The sequence below is a fragment of the Massilia sp. BSC265 genome (genome assembly GCF_000740675.1).
Lineage (GTDB): Bacteria > Pseudomonadota > Gammaproteobacteria > Burkholderiales > Burkholderiaceae_D > Telluria.
In genome coordinates this window covers 372977-394238 of the sequence record NZ_JPXI01000037.1, presented here as the reverse complement: position 1 = coordinate 394238, position 21262 = coordinate 372977, and the positions used below count along the sequence as shown (strand labels likewise).

At 64.7% G+C, this 21262-nt stretch carries 21 protein-coding genes; 15 read left to right on the top strand and 6 right to left on the bottom strand.

What is annotated here, in order from left to right; all coding sequences use genetic code 11:
* Nucleotides 1–35: 35 nt before the first annotated feature.
* The 5 genes from pyrC to MA09_RS18565 all read left to right on the top strand — a co-directional run bounded on the left by pyrC (nucleotide 36) and on the right by MA09_RS18565 (nucleotide 3580).
* Nucleotides 36–1085, top strand: a complete 1050-nt coding sequence (gene pyrC, locus MA09_RS18585) for a dihydroorotase (protein ID WP_036251704.1) — start codon at nucleotides 36–38, stop codon at nucleotides 1083–1085.
* Between the two features lie 6 nt (nucleotides 1086–1091).
* Nucleotides 1092–1901, top strand: coding sequence for a DUF3025 domain-containing protein (locus tag MA09_RS18580; protein ID WP_036251701.1), 810 nt, complete (start codon nucleotides 1092–1094; stop codon nucleotides 1899–1901).
* A gap of 23 nt (nucleotides 1902–1924) precedes the next feature.
* On the top strand, nucleotides 1925–2938 hold the full coding sequence (locus MA09_RS18575; RefSeq protein ID WP_036251698.1) for a Gfo/Idh/MocA family protein: 1014 nt from the start codon (nucleotides 1925–1927) through the stop codon (nucleotides 2936–2938).
* Between the two features lie 65 nt (nucleotides 2939–3003).
* Nucleotides 3004–3339, top strand: coding sequence for a hypothetical protein (locus tag MA09_RS18570; protein ID WP_036251696.1), 336 nt, complete (start codon nucleotides 3004–3006; stop codon nucleotides 3337–3339).
* Between the two features lies 1 nt (nucleotide 3340).
* Complete coding sequence (locus MA09_RS18565; protein WP_036251694.1) at nucleotides 3341–3580, top strand: glyoxalase superfamily protein; 240 nt, start codon at nucleotides 3341–3343, stop codon at nucleotides 3578–3580.
* 1 nt (nucleotide 3581) lies between these two features.
* Here MA09_RS18565 and MA09_RS18560 read toward each other — a convergent pair whose 3' ends face one another.
* Nucleotides 3582–4328, bottom strand: coding sequence for a tetratricopeptide repeat protein (locus tag MA09_RS18560; RefSeq protein ID WP_036251692.1), 747 nt, complete (start codon nucleotides 4326–4328; stop codon nucleotides 3582–3584).
* Between the two features lie 190 nt (nucleotides 4329–4518).
* Between MA09_RS18560 and MA09_RS18555 the strand changes: the two genes are divergently transcribed.
* The 3 genes from MA09_RS18555 to MA09_RS18545 all read left to right on the top strand — a co-directional run bounded on the left by MA09_RS18555 (nucleotide 4519) and on the right by MA09_RS18545 (nucleotide 6950).
* The gene (locus MA09_RS18555; RefSeq protein ID WP_036251691.1) at nucleotides 4519–4974 is read left to right on the top strand and encodes a MarR family winged helix-turn-helix transcriptional regulator; all 456 of its coding nucleotides are present in this window, start codon (nucleotides 4519–4521) and stop codon (nucleotides 4972–4974) included.
* A 101-nt stretch (nucleotides 4975–5075) separates the two neighbouring features.
* Entirely contained in the window at nucleotides 5076–5864 is a 789-nt protein-coding gene (locus tag MA09_RS18550) for an alpha/beta fold hydrolase (RefSeq protein WP_051933572.1), read from the top strand.
* A 72-nt stretch (nucleotides 5865–5936) separates the two neighbouring features.
* Nucleotides 5937–6950, top strand: coding sequence for an alpha/beta hydrolase (locus MA09_RS18545; RefSeq protein ID WP_036251690.1), 1014 nt, complete (start codon nucleotides 5937–5939; stop codon nucleotides 6948–6950).
* A 57-nt stretch (nucleotides 6951–7007) separates the two neighbouring features.
* On the opposite strand, the gene recG is transcribed toward MA09_RS18545, so the two are convergent.
* Nucleotides 7008–9071, bottom strand: a complete 2064-nt coding sequence (gene recG, locus MA09_RS18540) for an ATP-dependent DNA helicase RecG (RefSeq protein WP_036251689.1) — start codon at nucleotides 9069–9071, stop codon at nucleotides 7008–7010.
* 105 nt (nucleotides 9072–9176) lie between these two features.
* Here recG and queA point away from each other — a divergent pair, with 105 nt between their 5' ends.
* From queA to secF, 5 genes are all read left to right on the top strand, one after another.
* On the top strand, nucleotides 9177–10202 hold the full coding sequence (queA, locus tag MA09_RS18535; protein WP_036251688.1) for a tRNA preQ1(34) S-adenosylmethionine ribosyltransferase-isomerase QueA: 1026 nt from the start codon (nucleotides 9177–9179) through the stop codon (nucleotides 10200–10202).
* A gap of 9 nt (nucleotides 10203–10211) precedes the next feature.
* Nucleotides 10212–11351 carry a tRNA guanosine(34) transglycosylase Tgt gene (gene tgt / locus MA09_RS18530; protein ID WP_036251686.1) on the top strand — a complete coding sequence of 380 codons (1140 nt, stop codon included), beginning with the start codon at nucleotides 10212–10214 and terminating at the stop codon, nucleotides 11349–11351.
* Nucleotides 11352–11571: 220 nt separating this feature from the next.
* Entirely contained in the window at nucleotides 11572–11904 is a 333-nt protein-coding gene (gene yajC, locus MA09_RS18525) for a preprotein translocase subunit YajC (protein ID WP_036251684.1), read from the top strand.
* 54 nt (nucleotides 11905–11958) lie between these two features.
* Nucleotides 11959–13848, top strand: coding sequence for a protein translocase subunit SecD (secD, locus tag MA09_RS18520; RefSeq protein ID WP_036251683.1), 1890 nt, complete (start codon nucleotides 11959–11961; stop codon nucleotides 13846–13848).
* A 2-nt stretch (nucleotides 13849–13850) separates the two neighbouring features.
* Nucleotides 13851–14873: a protein translocase subunit SecF gene (secF, locus tag MA09_RS18515; protein WP_036251682.1), complete on the top strand. Its 1023-nt coding sequence runs from the start codon at nucleotides 13851–13853 to the stop codon at nucleotides 14871–14873.
* A gap of 209 nt (nucleotides 14874–15082) precedes the next feature.
* Here secF and MA09_RS18510 read toward each other — a convergent pair whose 3' ends face one another.
* The 4 genes from MA09_RS18510 to MA09_RS18495 form a co-directional block, all read right to left on the bottom strand.
* On the bottom strand, nucleotides 15083–16495 hold the full coding sequence (locus tag MA09_RS18510; protein ID WP_200883089.1) for an FAD-binding oxidoreductase: 1413 nt from the start codon (nucleotides 16493–16495) through the stop codon (nucleotides 15083–15085).
* 416 nt (nucleotides 16496–16911) lie between these two features.
* Nucleotides 16912–17757, bottom strand: a complete 846-nt coding sequence (locus tag MA09_RS18505) for an HDOD domain-containing protein (protein WP_036251678.1) — start codon at nucleotides 17755–17757, stop codon at nucleotides 16912–16914.
* A 76-nt stretch (nucleotides 17758–17833) separates the two neighbouring features.
* Nucleotides 17834–18115, bottom strand: coding sequence for a hypothetical protein (locus MA09_RS18500; RefSeq protein ID WP_036251677.1), 282 nt, complete (start codon nucleotides 18113–18115; stop codon nucleotides 17834–17836).
* The gene (locus tag MA09_RS18495) at nucleotides 18112–18534 is read right to left on the bottom strand and encodes a MarR family winged helix-turn-helix transcriptional regulator (protein WP_229440777.1); all 423 of its coding nucleotides are present in this window, start codon (nucleotides 18532–18534) and stop codon (nucleotides 18112–18114) included. The genes MA09_RS18500 and MA09_RS18495 overlap by 4 nt, the downstream gene beginning before the upstream one ends.
* A gap of 207 nt (nucleotides 18535–18741) precedes the next feature.
* Between MA09_RS18495 and MA09_RS18490 the strand changes: the two genes are divergently transcribed.
* Nucleotides 18742–19683: a GlxA family transcriptional regulator gene (locus tag MA09_RS18490; RefSeq protein WP_036251674.1), complete on the top strand. Its 942-nt coding sequence runs from the start codon at nucleotides 18742–18744 to the stop codon at nucleotides 19681–19683.
* Nucleotides 19684–19968: 285 nt separating this feature from the next.
* The gene (locus MA09_RS18485; protein WP_036251673.1) at nucleotides 19969–21210 is read left to right on the top strand and encodes an acetylornithine/succinyldiaminopimelate transaminase; all 1242 of its coding nucleotides are present in this window, start codon (nucleotides 19969–19971) and stop codon (nucleotides 21208–21210) included.
* Nucleotides 21211–21262 lie beyond the last annotated feature (52 nt).

The following is a 21262-nucleotide window of genomic DNA, read 5'->3' as shown; positions in this document are numbered from 1 at the left end:
GGTAAAATGTCGGCATCCGTCATCCGAGAGCCGCCATGTCCCTTATCGACACCCCCGACACCATCACCATCACCCGCCCCGACGATTGGCACCTGCACCTGCGCGACGGCGCAGCCCTGTCCAGCGTTCTGCCGCACAGTGCGCGCCAGTTTGCCCGCGCGATCGTGATGCCCAACCTGAAGCCGCCGGTCACCACCACCGCCATGGCTAGCGCCTACCGCGACCGCATCCTGGCGGCCCTGCCTGAGGGCATGTCGTTTGAACCGCTGATGACGCTGTACCTGACGGATAATACCGATCCGGACGAGATCCGCCGGGCCCAGGATTCCGGCTTCGTCCACGCGGTCAAGCTCTACCCGGCCGGCGCCACCACCAATTCCGATGCCGGCGTGACCGATCTGAAGAAGTGCTACAAGACCCTGGAAGTGATGCAGGAAGTCGGCATGCCGCTTCTGGTTCACGGCGAAGTGACCGACAACGACATCGACCTGTTCGACCGCGAAGCCGTGTTCATCGAGCGCGTCATGCGCCCCCTGCGCAGCGCCATGCCTGCCCTGAACGTGGTGTTCGAGCACATCACCACCAAGGAAGCGGCCCAGTACGTGGCCGAGGCCGAAGGCCCGATCGCGGCGACCATCACTGCCCACCACCTGCTGTACAACCGCAACGAGATCTTCCGCGGCGGCATCCGCCCGCACTACTACTGCCTGCCGGTGCTCAAGCGCGAGGAGCACCGCCTGGCGCTGGTGACCGCCGCCACCAGCGGCGACGAACGCTTCTTCCTCGGCACCGACTCGGCCCCGCACGCAGTGCATACCAAGTACGCCGCCTGCGGCTGCGCCGGCTGCTACACCGCGCTGCACGCGATGGAGATGTACACCGAAGCCTTCGCCCAGGCGGGGGCGCTCGACAAGCTGGAAGCCTTCGCCAGCCTGAACGGCCCGGCCTTCTACGGCCTGCCGGTCAACGAAGGGACCATCACGCTCAAGCGCGAGTCCTGGACCCTGCCGGAAACCGTGCCTTTGGGCGAACACTCGCTGGTGCCGCTCAACGCCGGCGAGACCATCAACTGGAAGATGGTGTAAGCCTGCATGCTGTCCCAGATCGATTGGTCGCGCCCGTGGTATGACGCGGTGCGGCCGGCGTATCAACAGCTCTCCCTTGAACGGCTGGGCCTGGGCGACGATGATTTCCTCGACGCCTTCAACCGCAGCGCCGCGGCGCTCGGCCTGCGCAACCATGCAGGCATGCCGCTGCGCTTTGTTCCGCAAGCCGCGCTGCCGGAAGGCACCGCCTACGAGGAATTCATCGGTGCTACCGGTCAGGTCCCGACCCGCGACAACCTGCACGACTTCTTCAACGGCCTGGTGTGGCAGACCTTCCCGCTCATCAAGCGCCAGCTCAACGCCCTGCAGGCGGCGCAGATCGCGCAGGTCGGCATCGGCAAGTCGCGCGGCCCCGCGCGCGATGCCGCCACCATCTTCGACGAGAACGCCGCGCTGCTCGTCGTGCGCGAAGGTAGCGCCGGACGCGCGCTGGTCGACGAATTGCGCGCCCACGGCTGGCTTGGCGCCCTGCATGAAAAGCGCGCCATGTTCGGGAGCGATGTGCGAATCTGGCTGTTTGGCCACGCGCTGATGGAAAAGCTGGTGTCACCGCGCAAGGCCATCACCGCTCATACGCGTGTCATCTTCGTGGGCGATGATGTGCTCGCGCTGGCGCCCGAGGCGCAGCGCACCTGGATCGACGCCCACGTCGCGGACCAGCTGGCCAGCGAAGGCTTGAGCACCGCCGGCTTCACGCCGCTGCCGGTGCTCGGCGTGCCGGGCTGGTGGCCGGGGCAGGACCAGGATTTTTATCTCGATACGAGTGTCTTCCGTCCCAAGCGCCAGGAGCGCTGACGGACGACCTGAAAGGACCGACAATGGCCAACGCAGTACGCTGGGGCATCCTCGGCACGGGCAAGATCGCGCGCGCCTTCGCCAATGCACTGAAGGATGTGCCTGACGCCGTATTGGTGGCGGTCGCTTCGCGCAGCCTCGACAAGGCCCAAGGCTTCGCGCAGGAATTCGGCGCTGGAGCGGCCTTCGGCAGTTACCAGGAACTGGCCGGTGCCGCCGGCGTCGACCTGGTCTACGTCGCCACTCCGCATCCCCAGCATGCCGATAACGCCCTGATGGCGCTGCGTGCCGGAAAGGGCGTGCTGGTCGAGAAACCGTTCACGATGAACCTGCGCGAAGCCGAGCAGGTGGTCACGCTGGCGCGCTCGCGCCGCCTGTTCCTGATGGAAGCCATGTGGACGCGCTATCTGCCGGCCTTCGACGAGGTCCGGCGCATCATCGCCTCGGGCGAGATCGGCACGGTGCGCCAGGTGGTGGCGGACTTCGGCTTCACCGCCAACTTCGGCCCCGAGCACCGCGCCTTCAATCCGGAACTCGGCGGCGGCGCGCTGCTCGACCTGGGCATCTATCCGCTGTCGATCGCCACTGCGCTGCTCGGTCCCGTCGCCGGGATCAAGGCCCAGGCCGAGCTGGGCGAAACCGGCGTCGACGTGCAGACCGGCTTCACGCTCCGGCACGAAGGCGGCGGCCTGTCCGTCTGCAGTTGCTCGTTCCAGGCGCGCACGCCCTGCGAGCTGACGGTGTCGGGCTCGCGCGGCCACGTCCGCATGAACACCATGTTCCATCGCGCGACGAGCGTCACCGTGAGCCTCGAGGATGGCAGTTCGCGCACGGTCGACACGCCTTATCTCGGCAACGGCTACGTGCACGAAGTGATCGAAGCGCAGCGCTGCTTCAACGAGGGCCTGCTGGAAAGTCCCGGCATGAAGTTGGACGAGACGCTGGCGCTGATGGGCGTGATGGACGAGATCCGGCGCCAGATCGGCCTGGCCTACGAGAGTGACCGCAGGAGCCTCCGGCCTGCGCATGCGGCCTGAATTGACAAGGGTGGGCGCGGTGCGAATACTGGAAGGGATTTCCTATCCCTTCCAGCGGAGCTTCCATGCGTATCCTGCCCATCCTCGTCCTTGCCACCGGCCTGCTCTCCGGCGCCGCCTGGGCCGATCCCGTCCCGCTTGATAAGATGGACTATGTCGGCAACTGGCAGGGCAAGGATATGCGCCTGTCGTTGTCGAAGGACGGCAAGATCAAGTACAAGCGCGAGCAGGAGAAAAAGAAGGTCGACCTCAGCATCGACCTGCTGGGATTCGACGGCCATCACTTCGATGCCGGCTGGAGCTTCATGCGTTCCACCTTCGTGGTCAGCAAGCCGCCGCACCGCGAGGGCGGGAAGTGGAAGATGACGGTCGACGGCGTCGAGCTGACCCGGGACGAATGAGATGCTGCGCGCCGTCACGCCCATCCTGCGCATCTTCGACGAAGCCGAAGCGCGCGAGTTCTACGTCGACTTCCCTGGCTTCCAGGTCGGCGACATCGATGCCTACCATGCGGAGCTGGCATCGAAGCAGTATGGCTACGCCCGGCCGGATATCGGCGATACACCCAGGGACTCGCGCGATATGTCGGTCAAGGACCCGTTCGGAAACCGGCTGACCTTCACGAACGCCATCGGCACCTGAATCAGTGGGCTCCGACGGCGGCATCCAGTCGCCGGAACAGCTCCCGGTGCAAGTCGAGCGTGTACGCCGTCATGTGGCGGCGCGCGTGCGCGATTTCCTTCAGCTCGCGCTGGGCCAGCGCCTCGTCGCGGCTGGCCAGCGCCCACAGCGCCAGTTCCACCCGCGCCTCGATGCCGCCGAAGCGTTCCGCGGCCGACATGAACTGGGCGCCGGCTTCCATCTGCCGCCCGCTGGCGGCGTAGGCGCGACCCAGCGCCAGTGCCGTTTCTTCGGGACGGAAGCCCGGCTGCGCCGCCTGCAGCGGCTCCAGCAGCCCGATAGCCGCTTCCGGCTGCCCGTTCGCGGCACGCGCGCGGGCCGCGCCGAGAATCGCTTCGGCGTCCTTGGCGAAGGGCCCCTGCAGGCAGGCTTCATACTGTGCCACCGCTTCCGCGGTCTGCCCCGCGTCCAGCAGCGCGGCGGCCAAGCGCATCTGGTTGTGCGCGGTCGGCGTCAGGTCGAAGGCGGCCCTGGCTTCGCGCACGTCGCGACCCGGATCGAGCTTCTTCTGCAAGGCGTGACCGGCCATCCTGGCCTGGCGTTCCAGACGTGAATGCGGCAGGAAGATCGCCGCGAAATAGACGATGCTGCCGAGCAGGGGAAAAGAGAACAGGATCAGCAGCCAGACCATGGGCCGCCCCGTGCGCACGGCATGGACGGCGAAGAAGATGGCGGCGATCAGGTGGAGTCCGAGTCCGAGAAAGGGCATGGGCGTCAAGGAATCTATATGGTCGAAGAGGCGCCCTGGCAAACGCAGCCGGAACGTACCGGCTGCAACGATATCCTTTCCCGTGATGCAGATGTCTATCGGATTGTCACTGAGGGCATCCACGCACGCGGGAACAAAAAAGTTTAAAAATAGCTTGCAATTTAATAGCGTGCTATGTAAACTGATTTGCATGGATAGCAAACAAACACCGGCAAACCAGGTTCCCCAGCTCGATCAGCAGCTGTGCTTTTCGCTGTATTCGACCTCGCTGGCGATGAGCAAGGTCTACCGCAAGCTGCTGAAGAAGATGGGTGTCACTTACTCGCAATACCTGGTATTGATGGTGCTGTGGGAACAGGACGAGCAAACGGTATCGGGCATCGGCGAACGGCTGCAGCTCGACTCCGCGACCCTGACGCCGCTGCTCAAGCGCATGGAACAGGCAGAACTGGTCAGGCGCGTACGTGCAGCCGGCGACGAGCGCCAGGTGATCGTTTCCCTGACTGGGCATGGCAGTGGGTTGCGCAAGGAAGCCGCGGCGTTTCAACCGCAGCTCCTGTGCGCCACCGGATGCGCGCTGCAGGATGTCGTGGTGCTCAAGCAGCAGCTCGACGCATTGCGCGGCAACCTGACAAAGAATTCGTAACACGGCAGTAGACAGGTCGAGCCGGGTCTTGTGTGCCCGGTTCGTCAAGGCAAATAAGTAGTGCACGATCTAATCGCTAACAAACAATGAAAGGATTCACCATGAAAGCCATCAACAACATCGCCCTCGCCCTGTCGATCACGGCCGTTGCCGCGGCACCGGCACTGGCTGCGCCGGCAGCGAGCGTCAAGCCGACCGTCATCCTCGTGCATGGCGCCTTTGCCGACGCGGCCAGCTGGAACGGCGTCGCGTCCCAACTGCGCGCCGATGGCTATACCGTGATCGGCGCGGCCAATCCGCTGCGCAGCGTGAAGGGCGATGCAATTTCGGTCGCCAACATCGTGAAGAGCGTAACCGGACCGGTGGTGCTGGTCGGCCACTCCTACGGCGGCGCCGTGATCTCGGCGGCGGCGAACGGACAGCCGAATGTGAAAGGTCTGGTGTACGTGGCCGCTTTTGCGCCGGAGCAGGGCGAGACCGCGCTCGAATTGTCGGGACGCTACCCGGGCGGCACCCTCGGCAGTGCACTGGCCGAACCGGTCGCCCTGGCCGACGGCGGCAAGGACTTCTACATCCAGCAGGACAAGTTCCACCAGCAGTTCGCGGCCGACCTGCCAAAAGCACAAGCCGAGCTGATGGCCGTTGCCCAGCGTCCGATCGCGGAAGCGGCACTGACCGAGGCGGCGGGCGCTCCCGCCTGGAAGAAGCTGCCGTCCTATTTCATCTACGGCACCGGCGACAAGAATATTCCGGCCGCGGCACTGGGCTTCATGGCCGAACGCGCCAAGTCCCGCAAGACCGTCGCGGTGCCCGGTGCTTCCCACGTGGTGATGACCTCGCACCCTGCGGCGGTCGCCCGCCTGATCGAAGAAGCAGCCCAAGCCAACTAAGCGATCACCCGCGAGGCCCTCGAGCCCATAAATAAGTAGTACACGATCTAATAACCAGCAAAGGAAATCACCATGAACACCGCTAAAACCTTTCTCGCCGCCGCCCTCCTGGCCGCTACCGCAACGTACGCCGGCGCCGCCAGCCTGCCGGGCGTCGAACGCCACACCGCCGGCTTCCTCAAGGCGATCGAAGGCGGCAAGCCCATCGAACAGATGCATCCGCAGGAAGCGCGTGCCGTCCTGGCGGGAGCGCAGGCGGGCGCAAAGGCGAAACTGGCCCCGGCCGAGGTGAGCGAAAAAACCGTCACCCTGGACGGAAAGCCGGTCAAGCTGACCATCGTGCGCCCGGCCGGCGCCAAGGGAATCCTGCCGGCGTTCATGTATTTCCACGGCGGCGGCTGGGTGCTGGGCGACTACCCGACCCATGAACGCCTGGTGCGCGACCTGGTGGCCGGATCCGGCGCGGTGGCGGTGTTCGTCGACTACACGCCTTCGCCGGAAGCCGGCTACGGTGTCGCGATCCGCGAAGCCTATGCGGCGACGCGTTGGGTGGCGGAGAATGGGGAGCAGATCGGCGTGGACGGCAAGCGCCTCGCCGTGGCAGGCAACAGCGTGGGCGGCAACATGGCGGCCGTGGTCAGCCTGATGGCGAAAGAGAAGGGCGCGCCGGCCCTGCGTTCCCAAGTCCTGCTGTGGCCGGTCACCGATGCCAATTTCGATAACGCCTCGTACAAGGAATTCGCGAACGGGCACTTCCTGACGCGCGACATGATGATCTGGTTCTGGGACAACTACACCCGCGATGCCGCCGCACGCCGTGAAATTTACGCATCGCCGCTGCAGGCCTCCAGCGCCCAGCTCAAGGGCTTGCCGCCAGCGCTGATCCAGACCGCCGAGTTCGACGTGCTGCGCGACGAAGGTGAAGCTTATGGCCGCAAGCTCGACGCCGCCGGTGTCGAGGTCAAGTCGGTGCGCTACAACGGCATGATCCACGATTTCGGGCTGCTCAACGCACTGAGCGAGGTCCCGGCCGTGCGCAGCGCCCTGCAGCAGGCGTCGCAGGAACTGAAGCAGCGCCTGCAATAAGCCGGCCAAGACATGGCGCCCCGCCGTACATTGCCGGCGGGGCGCAGCCGTATCCGGCTAGACCTTGAGGAATTCCTCGCGCCCGCCCAACCAGCGGGTCAGGTGCGCATCGATGACCGCCATGTACTCCGGCCGGTCGCCGTTATCCAGCAGGTATTGCGCGACGTCGCGCGCCTTTTCCACGATCCACTGATCGGTTTCCAGGTCGGCGAAGCGCAGCATCGCCTCGCCCGACTGGCGCGCACCGAGGAATTCGCCGGGGCCGCGGATCTCCAGGTCGCGCCGCGCGATCTCGAAGCCGTCGGTGGTCTCGCGCATCGTCATCAGGCGCTGCTTGGCCACCTGGCCCAAGGGGCTCTGGTAGAGAAGCAGGCACACGCTCGCCGCCGAGCCCCGGCCCACGCGGCCGCGCAGTTGGTGCAGCTGCGACAGGCCGAAGCGTTCCGCATGCTCGATCACCATCAGCGAGGCGTTCGGCACGTCGACGCCGACCTCGATCACGGTGGTGGCCACCAGCACGTGGATGTCGCCCGCGATGAAGGCGTCCATGATCACCTGCTTTTCGAGCGGCTTGAGGCGTCCGTGCACCAGCCCCACCTGCAAATCGGGCAGGGCTTCGGCCAGGGTCTCGTAGGTCTCGGTCGCGGTCTGCAGCTGCAGCACTTCGGATTCCTCGATCAGCGGACACACCCAATACACCTGGCGGCCTTCCAGGGCGGCAGCATGCACGCGCTCGATCACTTCCTCGCGCCGGTTCTGGTCGATGGCGCGGGTGACGATCGGGCTGCGGCCCGGCGGCAGTTCGTCGATCACCGAGACTTCCAGGTCGGCGTAATAGGTCATGGCCAGGGTGCGCGGGATTGGCGTGGCCGACATCATGAGCTGGTGCGGCACCAGGCCGTCGCTGCCCTTGTTGCGCAGGGTGAGGCGCTGGCCGACGCCGAAGCGGTGCTGCTCGTCGACGATGACCAGGCCCAGGCGGGCGAACTGCACCGTGTCCTGGATCAGGGCGTGGGTGCCGATCACCAGCTTCGCTTCGCCCGACTCGATCAGCTCCTTGGCCGCATCCTTTTCCTTCTTCTTCAGGCTGCCGGTCAGCCAGGCCACCTTTACGCCCAGCGGCTCCATCCAGGCCGCGATTTTGCGGAAGTGCTGCTCGGCCAGGATCTCGGTGGGCGCCATCAGCGCCGCCTGGTAGCCGCTGTCGATCGCCTGGGCGGCGGCGAGCGCCGACACCACGGTCTTGCCGCTGCCGACGTCGCCCTGCAGCAGGCGCTGCATCGGATAGCCTTCGCGCAGGTCGGCGCCGATCTCTTTCACCACGCGCTGCTGCGCGCCAGTGAGCTTGAAGGGCAGGGCGGCCAGGAAGGACTCGGACAGTTCGCCAACCGCACGCAACTGCGGCGCGCCTTTTTCACGGCGCGCGCGCTGCGCCCGCTTCAGGGACAGCTGCTGCGCCAGCAGCTCGTCGAACTTCATGCGCGTCCAGGCCGGATGCGAGCGTTCGGTCAGCGCGTATTCGTCCACGTCTGCAGGCGGGTAGTGCAGCAGGCGTACCGAGGGTTCGAAGTCCCACAGCTGCAGGCGGGATAGAAAAGCGTTGGGCAGGGTGTCGCGCCAGTCCACCCGCTTCATGGCGTCGTTGATCGCGCGCCGCAGCACCGTTTGCGACAGGCCTTCGCCGGCCGGATAGACCGGCGTGAGCGAGGTCGGCAGGGGCGCTCCCTCGTTGATCACCTTGTAAGTAGGGTGCACCATCTCGGCCCCGAAGAAGCCGTGTTTCAGCTCGCCCCGGGCACGTACCCGCACGCCTTCGGACAGTTGCTTGACCTGGCTGCCGTAGAAATTCATGAAGCGCAGCTGCAGCTCGCCCGTGTCGTCGGCGATCTGCACCAGCAACTGGCGGCGCGGCTTGTAGGTAATTTCATTCTTGACCACGACCCCTTCGACCTGCCAGGTCTGCAGGCCGCGCATGCCGGCTTCGCGGATCGTGACCACCTTGGTCTCGTCCTCGTAGCGCATCGGCAGGTGCAGCACCAGGTCCATGTCGGTGCGCAGGCCCAGCCGGGCGAGCTTGGATTCAAGGGTTTTGGGGGCGGATGGCGTCTTGGTGGCGGGCATATTGCGGCATTTAAGCAGATGCTGGCGTAAAATAGAGGGTTCGCCGCACGCGCTGCAGCCTCTATTGTAAGGCTGGCAGCATCCATTTTCCCAGAATTGACAACAATGTACTCGCTTTCCGATTTCGATTTCGACCTGCCGCCAGAGCGGATCGCGCAGCATCCGCTGCCAGACCGGAGCGCTTCGCGCCTGTTGCAGCTCGATGGCGACCAGATCACTGACCGCCATTTTGCCGACATCATCGACCAGCTCCAGCCGGGCGACCTCTTGGTGATGAACAATACGCGCGTGCTCAAGGCGCGCTTCTTCGGCGTCAAGGAAACCGGCGGCCAGGTGGAAGTGCTGGTCGAGCGCGTGCTGGACAACCGCACGGTGCTGGCGCAGGTGCGCGCATCGAAGTCGCCGAAGCCGGGCAACCGCATCCGCCTGGCCGACGCTTTCGAGGTCACGACCGGCGAGCGCGCCGGCGAGTTCTTCACCCTGCATTTCGAGGGCGATGTATTTGACTTGATCGAGGCCCACGGTCGCCTGCCGCTGCCGCCCTACATCGAGCACAATGCCGACGAATTCGACGAGCAGCGCTACCAGACCGTGTACTCGAAGGAGCCGGGCGCCGTCGCTGCGCCGACCGCCGGGCTGCACTTCGACCAGCCGCTGCTGGACCGCCTGCGCGAGAAAGGGATCCGGTTCGCCTACGTGACCCTGCACGTGGGCGCCGGCACCTTCCAGCCGGTGCGGGTCGAGGACCTGTCGGCGCACAAGATGCACTCCGAGTGGTACACCATTTCGCAGGAGACGGTGGAGGCGGTGCGCGCAGCGAAAGCGGCGGGCCGCGACGTGGTGGCGGTCGGCACCACCAGCCTGCGGGCGCTGGAATCGGCCTCGCAATCGGGCGAGCTGGTGGCGGGCAGCGACGATACGGCACTGTTCATCACGCCGGGCTATACCTTCAAGACCGTGACCCGGCTGATCACCAATTTCCACCTGCCGAAGTCGACGCTCATGATGCTGGTGTCGGCCTTTGCCGGCTACCACGAGATCCGCAAGGCTTACCAGCATGCGATCGCCAACGAATACCGCTTCTTCAGCTATGGCGACGCCATGCTGCTCACGACGCGCTCACGCCAATAAAGAATACCGATGCTCGAATTTACCCTACTGAAGAAAGACACCAGCGGCCTGTCGCACGCGCGCCGTGGCCGCCTGAAGCTCAACCACGGCACCATCGAAACCCCGATCTTCATGCCGGTCGGGACCTACGGCTCGGTCAAGGCGATGGACCCGATCGAACTGAAGGAAGTGGGCTCGCAGATCATTCTCGGCAATACCTTCCACCTGTGGCTGCGCCCGGGCACGGCGGTGCTGGACAAGTTCGGCGGCCTGCACAAGTTCATGGGCTGGGACGGCCCGATCCTGACCGACTCGGGCGGCTTCCAGGTGTTCTCGCTGGGCGCGATGCGCAAGATCACGGAAGAGGGCGTCAAGTTCGCGTCGCCGATCGACGGTTCGCGCCAGTTCCTGTCGCCGGAAGTGTCGATGCAGATCCAGCGTTCGCTGAACTCGGACATCGTGATGCAGTTCGACGAGTGCACTCCCTACGAGATCGACGGGCGTCCGGCCACCGCCGAGGAAGCGGCCAAGTCGATGCGCATGTCGCTGCGCTGGGCCCAGCGCTCGATGAACGAATTCAACCGCGGCGAAAACCCGAACGCATTGTTCGGCATCGTCCAGGGCGGCATGTACGAGCACCTGCGCGACGAGTCGCTGGCAGGGCTGGAAGACATCGACTTCCCGGGCCTGGCGATCGGCGGCCTGTCGGTGGGCGAGCCGAAGGAAGACATGCAGCGCATCCTGGCCCACGTCGGCCCGCGCCTGCCCGAGAACAAGCCGCACTACCTGATGGGCGTCGGCACGCCGGAAGACCTGGTCGAAGGCGTGGCCAATGGCGTCGACATGTTCGACTGCGTGATGCCGACCCGCAATGCCCGCAACGGATGGCTGTTCACGCGCTTCGGCGACGTCAAGATCAAGAACGCGCGCTACAAGGATGACCAGGCGCCGCTGGACGAGAGCTGCGATTGCTACTGCTGCAAGAACTTCTCGCGCGCCTACCTGCACCACTTGCACCGCTCGAACGAGATCCTGGGGGCAAGGCTGAATACGATCCACAACCTGCACTTCTACCTGAAGATCATGCAGGAGATGCGCGATGCGATCGATGCCGACCGCTTCAACGAGTTCCGGATTCAGTTCCGCGCGGACCGCTCGCGCGGCGTGTAAGCAAGCGCTTACTGTTGAGCTTGCCGAAATGGGTTCTTCCTGCAGGAGGAGCCCATTTTCTTATCGGGCGGCCAGCACTTCGACTTATTTTTACAGCAACATCTTGCAATTCGGAATTACAGACCTACATACCCTCAAATTGTCCCCGGCCCCCGCGCCGGTGCTAGAATACACCGCTTATTTTTTATCCTCACTGTACATCTTTAACTACGGAGTCCTTGTGTTCATTTCCAACGCGTACGCGCAAAGCCCGGCTGCAGCCGATCCTGGCCTGATGGGTAGCCTGACCACCTTCCTGCCGCTGATCCTGATGTTCGTGGTCATGTATTTCCTCATGATCCGTCCGCAGCAGAAGCGCCAGCGCGAGCTGAAAGCGATGATGGACGCACTGACCAAGGGCGACGAAGTGGCGACCGCCGGCGGCGTCCTGGGCCGTGTCGTCAAGGTGGCCGACACCTACGTGACCCTCGAGATCGCTACCGGTACCGAAATCGTGGTCCAGAAGAACGCAGTGGTAACGCTGTTGCCGAAAGGCACCCTGAAGGCACTGTAAGCACCATCGGCCCTCCGGGGCCGCGTCGTGCCCAACTTTGAACGCTGGAACACTATGAATCGCTATCCCGTCTGGAAATATCTATTGATCGCCGTCGTGCTCCTGCTCGGTGCGTTGTACACGGCACCGAACTACTTCGGCGAATCGCCGGCACTGCAGGTTACCACCGGTAAAACGACGGTCAATATCACCAGCGCCACCGTCAGCCTGGTCGAGGATACCCTCAAGCGCAACGGTGTTCCGGCGACGAAGATCGCCCTGGAAGGCACCGGTAACAGTACCGCGGTACGCGCGCGCTTTGCCAGCACCGACGCCCAGTTCAAGGCCAAGCTAGCGCTCGAACGCGACCTCAACCGCGACCGGGACAATCCCGACTACATCGTCACCGTCAACCTGGCGAAGAACACCCCGGCCTGGATGGAATCGATCGGCGCCAAGCCCATGAACCTGGGCCTGGACCTGCGCGGCGGCGTGCACTTCCTGCTGCAGATCGACAGCAAGGCCGTGCTCGACACCAAGGTAAAGGGCTTGCAGGCCAGCGTACGCAGCCAACTGCGGGACGCTAACGTCCGTCACGCCGGCATCGAGCGCGTCGGCAATACCATCGAAGTGCGCTTCCGCGACGAGGCCACCCGCACTAGCGCCCAAAATACGCTGGCCAAGCAGTCCCAGGACCTGGCCTTCGCCGAGACTGCCGATGGCACCGAGCTGAAGCTGGTCGTCAGCCTCAAGCCGGAGGCACTGCGCCGCACGGTAGAAGAGGGCGTGAAGCAGAACATTTCCACCCTGTCCAAGCGTATCAACGAACTGGGCACCACCGAGCCGCTGATCCAGCAGCAGGGCGCCGACCGTATCATCGTCCAGCTGCCGGGCGTGCAGGACGTGGCGCGTGCCAAGGACATCATCGGCCGCACCGCCACCCTGGAACTGCGCCTGGTCGACCCGACCGTGACGCCGGGCACCGAACAGACCGCCGCCATTCCGCTGAACTCGGAACTGTTTACCGAGGGCCGCGGCGCCCCGGTCGTGGTGTCGAAGGACATCATCCTGACCGGCGACTACATCTCGAGCGCCGTCGCCAGCTTCGACCAGAACCAGCAGCCGGCCGTCTCGATCGACCTGAACGGCGACGGCGGCCGCAGGATGCGTCTGGCTACCCGCGACAACGTCGGCAAGCGCCTGGCGGTGCTGCTGAAGGAAAAAGGCGTGTACAGCGTGCCGACGGCCCCGGTCATCAACCAGGAACTGGGTTCGACCTTCCAGATCACCGGCATCGGCAGCATCGAAGACGCCAACGAGCTGGCGCTGCTGCTGCGCTCCGGCGCGCTGTCGGCGCCGATGGAATTCATCGAGGAACGCGTGATCGGCCCGCAGCTGGGCGCCGAGAACATCGAGCGCGGCCTGAAGTCCACCATCTGGGGTTTCGTGGCGATCGCGATCTTCATGGTCATCTATTACCACCTGGTCGGCTTCGTCAGCGCGCTGGCACTGGCGTCCAACGTGTTGTTCCTGCTGGCCTTGCTGTCGATGCTGCAGGTCACCTTGACCCTGCCGGGTATCGCGGCCATCGCGCTCACGCTCGGCATGGCAATCGACTCCAACGTGCTGGTCAACGAGCGCATCCGCGAGGAGCTGCGCGCGGGCGCCGCGCCGCAGGTGGCGATCAATGCCGGCTACAAGCACGCCTGGGACACGATCTTCGACTCCAACGTCACCGCCCTGATCGTCGGCCTGGCGCTGCTGATCTTCGGTTCCGGTCCGGTGCGCGGCTTCGCCGTGGTGCACTGCCTGGGCATCCTGACCTCGATGTTCTCCGCCGTGTTCCTGTCCCGCGGCCTCATCAACTTCTGGTATGGCCGCAAGAAGAAACTGGCGAACATCTCGATCGGCACGGTCTGGAAAGAAGGCTTTACGCCTAACAAGCAAAACGCGACTCAGGAATAAAGATGGAATTTTTCAAGATCAAACGGGATATCCCGTTCATGCGCCACGCCGTGATCCTCAACGTGATCTCGGTGGTGACCTTCCTGGCAGCCGTGTTCTTCCTGGTGACCAAGGGCCTGCATTGGTCGGTCGAGTTCACCGGCGGCACCGTGATGGAGCTGCATTATCCGCACGCGGCCGACCAGGAAAAGATCCGCAACACCTTGCGCGGCATCGGCTACGAAGCGCCCGAGGTGACCGGTTTCGGCACCGCCCAGAGCGTCCTGCTGCGCCTGCCGATCATCGAAGGCCAGGACCAGGCCGGGACCTCGACCCGCGTCTTCAGCGCGGTCTGCGCGTCGGAGCAGGGTACGCCGAAGGTCACCCAGGTCACGACCGACAAGGGCGAGCAGGTCAATCGCACCGCCTGCCTGACTGCGGACAACAAGGAACTGGTCAGCCTGCAGCGCGTCGAGTTCGTCGGTCCGGCGGTCGGCGATGAACTGGCCCAGAACGGCCTGAACGCACTGATCATGGTGGTCATCGGCGTGGTCATCTACCTGGCGGTCCGCTTCGAGTGGAAGTTCGCGGTGTCGGCGATCATCGCCAACCTGCACGACGTGGTCATCATCCTGGGCTTCTTCGCCTTCTTCGAGTGGGAATTCTCGCTGACGGTGCTGGCGGCGATCCTGGCGGTGCTGGGCTACTCGGTCAACGAATCGGTCGTCATCTTCGACCGGATCCGCGAGATGTTCCGCAAGCAGCGCAAGATGAGCGTGCCGGAAGTGATCGACCACGCGATCACCAGCACCATCTCGCGTACCATCATCACCCACGGTTCGACCCAGATCATGGTGCTGTCGATGCTGCTGTTCGGCGGCCACGCGCTGCATTACTTCGCGCTGGCGCTGACCATCGGCATCTGCTTCGGCATCTATTCGTCGGTATTCGTCGCCGCGGCGCTGGCCATGTGGCTGGGCGTGAAGCGCGAAGACCTGATCAAGCCGGTCAAGGAGAAGGACGAGACCGACGGCGCCGTCGTGTAAGCCCTTCTCTGTCGCAGGAATGCCGCCCCGGCCTTGTCGCGGCGGCATTTTTTTACACCGAGATCAAACCGATGTGACATTTAGATAGTTTATGTGTGGTAACGCACAGAACGGAAGAGGGGCGGTGCCTATAGTGGACCCGTCTCTTTCAGGACATCCCTAGTTTTGGACTTCACCCGCTCCCCATCGGAGCGGGTTTTTTTTTGCGCTCACAGGTATTTGGCCCAGAGTTCGTTCGTAAGACGGCCGCCCGGGTCCACCTTGCGTTTGATGGCGCGCAACGCTTCCGCCTCCGGGTAGGCGCGGTCGAACTGGGCGCGGGTGGCGTGCAGCTGGTAGGGCAGGTAATAACGCCCGCCGAAGGCAAGCGCGGTGTCGATCATCTCGCGTGTCCACTCGCCGGCCCTGCGCCGGGCTGCCGCATGGGTGCGCTGCTTGTAATACACCACGAAGGAAAACACTTCTTCCTTTGCCCACGGCAGCAGCGCGGTTCCGTCGGCCGGCGAATGGCGCACCGACACGTTCAGGACCCGGGCATCATGCTTGCGGATGGTCGCCGCCATGGCCCGGGCAAAGGCGGCGAAATGCCGCACCGGGATAAAATACTCCTGCAGCACATAGGTCGAGACCAGGCGCGTGCGCGGCTCCAGTTCCGCGACATCGAGGCTGGCTTCGTGATTGCGCCACTTCACGGCAGGGCGGGCCAGCAGCAGCGGGTGAATCAGTTTGGTGCGCAACAAGTCGCCGCGCGGCAGCTCGGTCATGGCGAACAGCGCATTCTGCTCCAGGCCGTAGGATCGGCCGCGGGGCACCAGCTTCGCCGTTTCGGTCAGGGCTTTGGACGTGCGGTGCCAGGAGACTGCCACCGGTGCGTCGAACATCGGCGGCAGCAGGTCGGCGTTGTGGAAGACGCAGTCGCCGGCTTCCTGCATGCGCCGGAACCAGGCGGGATAATCGTCGAGCGCCACCGCCTCCACGCTCCGCTCGATGCGGGTGTTCTGCGCCAGGTCAAGCTCGACCTCGGTGATGACGCCCACCGCGCCGTAGCCGCCGGCGGCGGCGCCGAACAAGCCGGCGTTGCGGGTGCGCGTCGCTTCCACGACCGTGCCGTCCGCCAGCACCAGCTGGAGGGCGCGCACCGAGTTCACCACCGGCCCGTTGCCGACGTAGCGCCCGTGGGCATTGACCGACACGGCCCCGCCCACGGTGAAGTTCGAGAAGCTCTGCATCGTGTGCACGGCCAGGCCCAGCGGGTCGAGCGCATCCTGCAGGTCGCGCCAGCGCATCCCGGCCTGGACCCGGGCCACTTTTGCCCCCGCATCGAGCCGGATGAGCCGGTTCATGCCGCGCATGTCGAGGTGCAGACCGCCGGTGATCGCGACCTGGCCGCCCATGCTGTAGCGGCCGCCCCCGACTGCGACCTTGCCGGGCCAGGCGCGCACGGCCTGGGCGACCTCCTGCGTCGTACGCGGTGCGACGACGCGGGCGACTTCCACCGGATAGAGCCCGGTGATGTTGGGAATGGCGATCCCGGGCGCGGCCAGGGCGTGGGGCGGCGACAGGGCCAGCAGGCCGGCCCCGGCCATGGCCTGGACGAGGAAGCGGCGACGTGATGGATGCATGTGTTTGACTGGTAAAGGCTTGGCCGAAGGTGGCGAATCCGGAGCATCCACCATCTGCTGCCGGCCTGGCAAAACAATCCTGCGCCGGTAGCGCGGCCCGATACCGCGCGTATCGTGTGGACATGCCGACAATTTGCTCGCGTAAGTGAATCAGCGCACGGAGCGGATTGCAGGGAAGCCTTAAAGTGAAACTGTCTCTTTCAGGACATCCCTAGTTTTGGACTTCACCCGCTCCCACCGAGCGGGTTTTTTTTTGCCGCGGCGTCGGAAAAACGCACACGCGACAGCCTGTGTGAACCAGCGTACGGAAGCGGCCTCGTGCAAGATTTATAGTGGAGCCGTCTCTTTCAGGACATCCCTAGTTTTGGACTTTGCCCGCTCTCCGAGCGGGCATTTTTTTTGTCTGCGCGGTGTCGCTACAAGAGCGCGGCAGTCAGGCTTTTCACTTCATCGGCCGATTCGGCCAGCACCTGCACAAGGGTGCCTTCGCCAATCGTGAAATCGATGGTGGCGGCCGAGTCCAGGGTGGTGGCGCCCGGACGCTCGTGCAGAGGGGAGGGGAAGGGCGCCAGGTCGTTCGCCAGCAGCAGGGTGTCGCCCAGGGTTTCCGGTGGCAGGGCGCGCATGCCGTTCCACAGCGCCTCGATGGCGCCCATGACCGGCACCGGCACGCCGAGCTTGAGCAGCACGCCGCGTCCGACCGCCACTTCGCCATGCTCGATCCATTCCTCGGCACAGTGGTTGGCACCCTCGTCGAGCAGGCCGGGGAATTCCCCGGCACGCGAGAGCAGGTAGAAGCCGCCCACCTCGTGCACGATGCCGGCGAACATCGCAGTTTCCGGATCGACGAAGGACACGCGGCGCGCGATCACCTGGGCCAGCGCGGCCACATGGGCCGAGTGGATCCACAGGGCGTCGGCCCTGGCGCGCAGGCCGGGATCGCTGATTTCGCTGGCCAGCTGGCGCACGATGACCGAGGCGGCCAGGGCGCCCAGGGTGCGGAAACCGACACGCTGCACGGCTGCGCGGACATTGGTGACGTCGTGGCCGGCGCGGTTGTAGGCCACCGAATTGGCGATCGCCACGGTGCGCGCAGCGAGCAGGGGCTCGGCCTGCACCAGGCGCGCCGCCATGTCGGTGTGGCAATCGGGTTCGTTCAGGGCGCGCTGCAGCTTGAGCGTCGCGTCGACGTTCGTAGGAAAGCTGAGTTCGCCGCGGCTGGCCTGGGCGGCGATGCTCTTGAGGGCGGAGAGTCGGTCCATCAAAAAATTATACCCCCAACGCCCGGCTCAGCCAGAAAAAATTGCCTTGTGGAATTATTCTGCTGTTTGATTTACATCAAGGTTCGCTGAAGATGGCGTCGCAGCCTTCCTTCTGCTCTTCGGTGTCCTGTAGCTCGTCGACCAGGCCCAGGTCGAGCAGCTCTTCGGTTGCGTTCATGAAGCTGTTGAGCTTGGTTGCGCCGATGAGACGGTAGATCTCGCCGGCCTCGTTGCGCACGCCGATCAACATTGCTTCCTGCTGGACTTCGTCGAGGGGAGCGACATCCAGCAGGATGTTACCGATGATGTGCTTGTCGAAATGGGCAGGCTTCCTGCCTTCGATCAGGGATGTTTTCAAGGCATTTCCTTTGCTTGTGGTGGGTGGGGAGGAAGGCTGCCGGCGGCGATCTGGTCGCGCAGCTTGCGCAGCACGCTTTCCAGGGCATCGAAGTCGGCCTCGCCGTAGCTCGAGAACAGCTGCTTGCCATGCGCGACCACCTTGGGAAACACATCGCAGAACACGGCGTCGCCGGCAGGCGTGAGGCGCACGAAGAAAGAGCGCTTGTCGTCGCTGCTGCGTTCGCGCATCACGAGGCCTTTCTGTTCCAGCCGTTCGATCACGCCGGTGAGGGTGCCCTTGGTGATCAGGGTGCGCTCGCCGAGTTCCTTGTAGCTCATGCCGGGCGTGTTGCCCAGGGTGGCAATGATATCGAACTGCGCGTGCGTCAACCCGTGCTGGCGCACCGATTCGCCGGAAAAACGCTCGAAGCCTTGCATGCACTCGGCCAGCAGCCGGACGCTCTTTAAATATCGTTCCCCCATGGGCAGGATTATAGCTGGCCGCAGAGGTTTTGCCGGAAAGGCATCAAACGGACCCGGCTATGCAATTGCTCCCCGTTGAGTTATCTCCGGTATCATTAGACCCGATTGCGTATCGCCGGGCGCCATGCCCGTTTTCCTTGATGACACCGCCCGTCCGTTCCGATGCAGCCTGCTGACCTGTCCCACCTGGCACAGGAACGTCCGCTGCGCATCTTGCTGGTGAACGCCGGCGAGCCGGACATGCTGACCTGGTCCGGCCTGGTCCAGCCGCTGCGCCTGGCCGCCAAGCTGCTGGGCCCCGAGCTGCTGCACGTCGACGTGCGCAGTCCCGACAAGTTCGCCGCCGACGCGGGACGCCACTGGCACCTGGTGCTGCTGGTCGCCGACGAGGCCGAGGCGGCCCTGAAGCCGGCCAACTGCCGCGCCCTGGTCGATCGCTGCCGCGCGGCGCCGTTCTGGGGAGGTGTCGGCGCCGGCGTGCTCTGGCTGGCCGACGCCGGCGCCCTGCACGGCGTACGCACCGCGCTGCCCTGGGCGCTGTACCCGGACACCAATGCGCTGGCCGAGCAGGCCCTGTTCACCCCCAACCTGTACGAATTCGACCGCAACCGCCTGACCTGCTGCGGCGGCGCGGCCAGCATCGATTTCGCCCTCACCCTGATCGAGACGCTGTTCGGCGCGGCGGTGCAGGCCCAAGTGAAGGAAATCCTGTGCGTGGACCGCGTGCGCGGCAAGGACGAGCGCCAGCGGGTGGCACTGCAGGCACGCTTCGGCAACCTGCAGCCGAAGCTGACCGAAGCGGTTGCCTTGATGGAAGCCAACATCGAAGAGCCGCTCTCGACGGACGAGATCGCCCAACTGGCCGGCATTTCGCGGCGCCAGCTGGAGCGCCTGTTCAAGCAATACCTCGGCAGCCTGCCTTCGCGCTACTACCTGGAGCTGCGCCTGCAACGGGCGCGCAAGCTGCTGCTTGAGACGAATTATTCGATCGTGCAGGTGGGGCTGATGTGCGGGTTCTCGTCGGGCTCGCACTTTTCGACGGCTTTCGGGGCGCTGTTCGGGAATACGCCGCGCGAAGAACGGCAGCGCAAGCTGGGCCAGTGAGAGCGCCTGCCAATTCCCCCGATGGCTGCGTTGCATCGTCTCGCCGTACTAGCGTACTGTCTTCGTGGTCCGCCACTGCGGCGATGCGCCTTGCCCTCGGGTTTTTGTCAGGCGCTCTAATGTTGGCAACCGCATAATATTTCTCCGACTAAAAACGAAAATCCCTGTCGCAGTTCTGCAAGAACTTGCCAGGATGGCTTTCTATAATGGCTCGACCATGCGCGCACTTTGTTTCAGCCGCGCATAATCGACGATTGATGCGACTACATAGATGAGGAAGAAGCCATGAACGCAAACCTTGACTCCGGTGTCACCACGCGGCCTGTCACCCGGCAGACCTTCGACGAAGTCCTTCTCCCGACCTACGCCCCGGCCGCCATGGTGCCGGTGCGCGCGAAGGGCCTGGACGTGTGGGACCAGGAAGGCAAGCGTTACCTGGACTTCACCTCGGGCATCGCCGTGTCGAGCCTGGGCCACTGCAACCCGGAACTGGTCGCGGCCGTGACCGAACAGCTCAACACCGTCTGGCACCTGGGTAACGGCTACACCAACGAGCCGGTACTGCGCCTGGGCCGCGCCCTGACCGAAGCCACCTTCGCCGACCGCGCCTTCTTCTGCAACTCGGGCGCCGAAGCCAACGAAGCGGCCCTGAAGCTGGCGCGCAAGTATGCGCACACCAAGTTCGGCCCGCACAAGTCGCGCATCGTGTCCTTCCTGTCGTCCTTCCACGGCCGCACCCTGTTCACCGTCTCGGTGGGCGGCCAGTCGAAGTACACCGAAGGCTTCGAGCCGCTGCCGCCGGAACTGACCCACATCCCGTACAACGACATCGAGGCCGCACGCGCCGCCATTACCGATGACGTCGCCGCCGTGATCGTCGAGCCGATCCAGGGCGAGGGCGGCGTGATCCCGGGCGACCACGCCTTCCTGAAGGCCCTGCGCGAGATCTGCGACCAGACCGGCGCGCTGCTGGTGTTCGACGAAGTGCAGTCGGGCGTCGGCCGCACCGGTGCCTTCTTCGCCTACATGGATACCGGCGTCACCCCGGACATCCTGACCTCGGCCAAGGCCCTGGGCAACGGCTACCCGATCGGCGCCATGCTGACCACCGAGGAAATCGGCATGCACCTCAACGTCGGTTCGCACGGCACCACCTATGGCGGCAACCCGCTGGCCGGCACCGTCGGCCTGAAGGTCGTCGAGACCATCAACCAGCCGGCCTTCCTGGCGCGCGTGAAGGAAGCCAGCGCCAAGATCTTCGCCAACCTCGAGAAACTGTCCGCCGACTACCCGCAGGTGTTCGGCAAGCCGCGCGGCCTGGGTCTCCTGATCGGCCTGCCGATGGCCGGCGACTACAAGGGCCGTTCCAAGGACTACACCAAGACCTGCGAAAAGCTGGGCCTGATGCTCCTGATCGCCGGCCCGGACGTGGTGCGCCTGGCTCCTGCCCTGGTGGTGTCGGACGAGCAGATCGCGGAGGCGGACCGCCTGATGCGCGAAGCGGTCGAGGCTTTCATCGCCGCTTGACGAGCCGTTTGCATCCGGCCGGCGCACTCTTGCAGGTGTGCCGGCTTCGCTG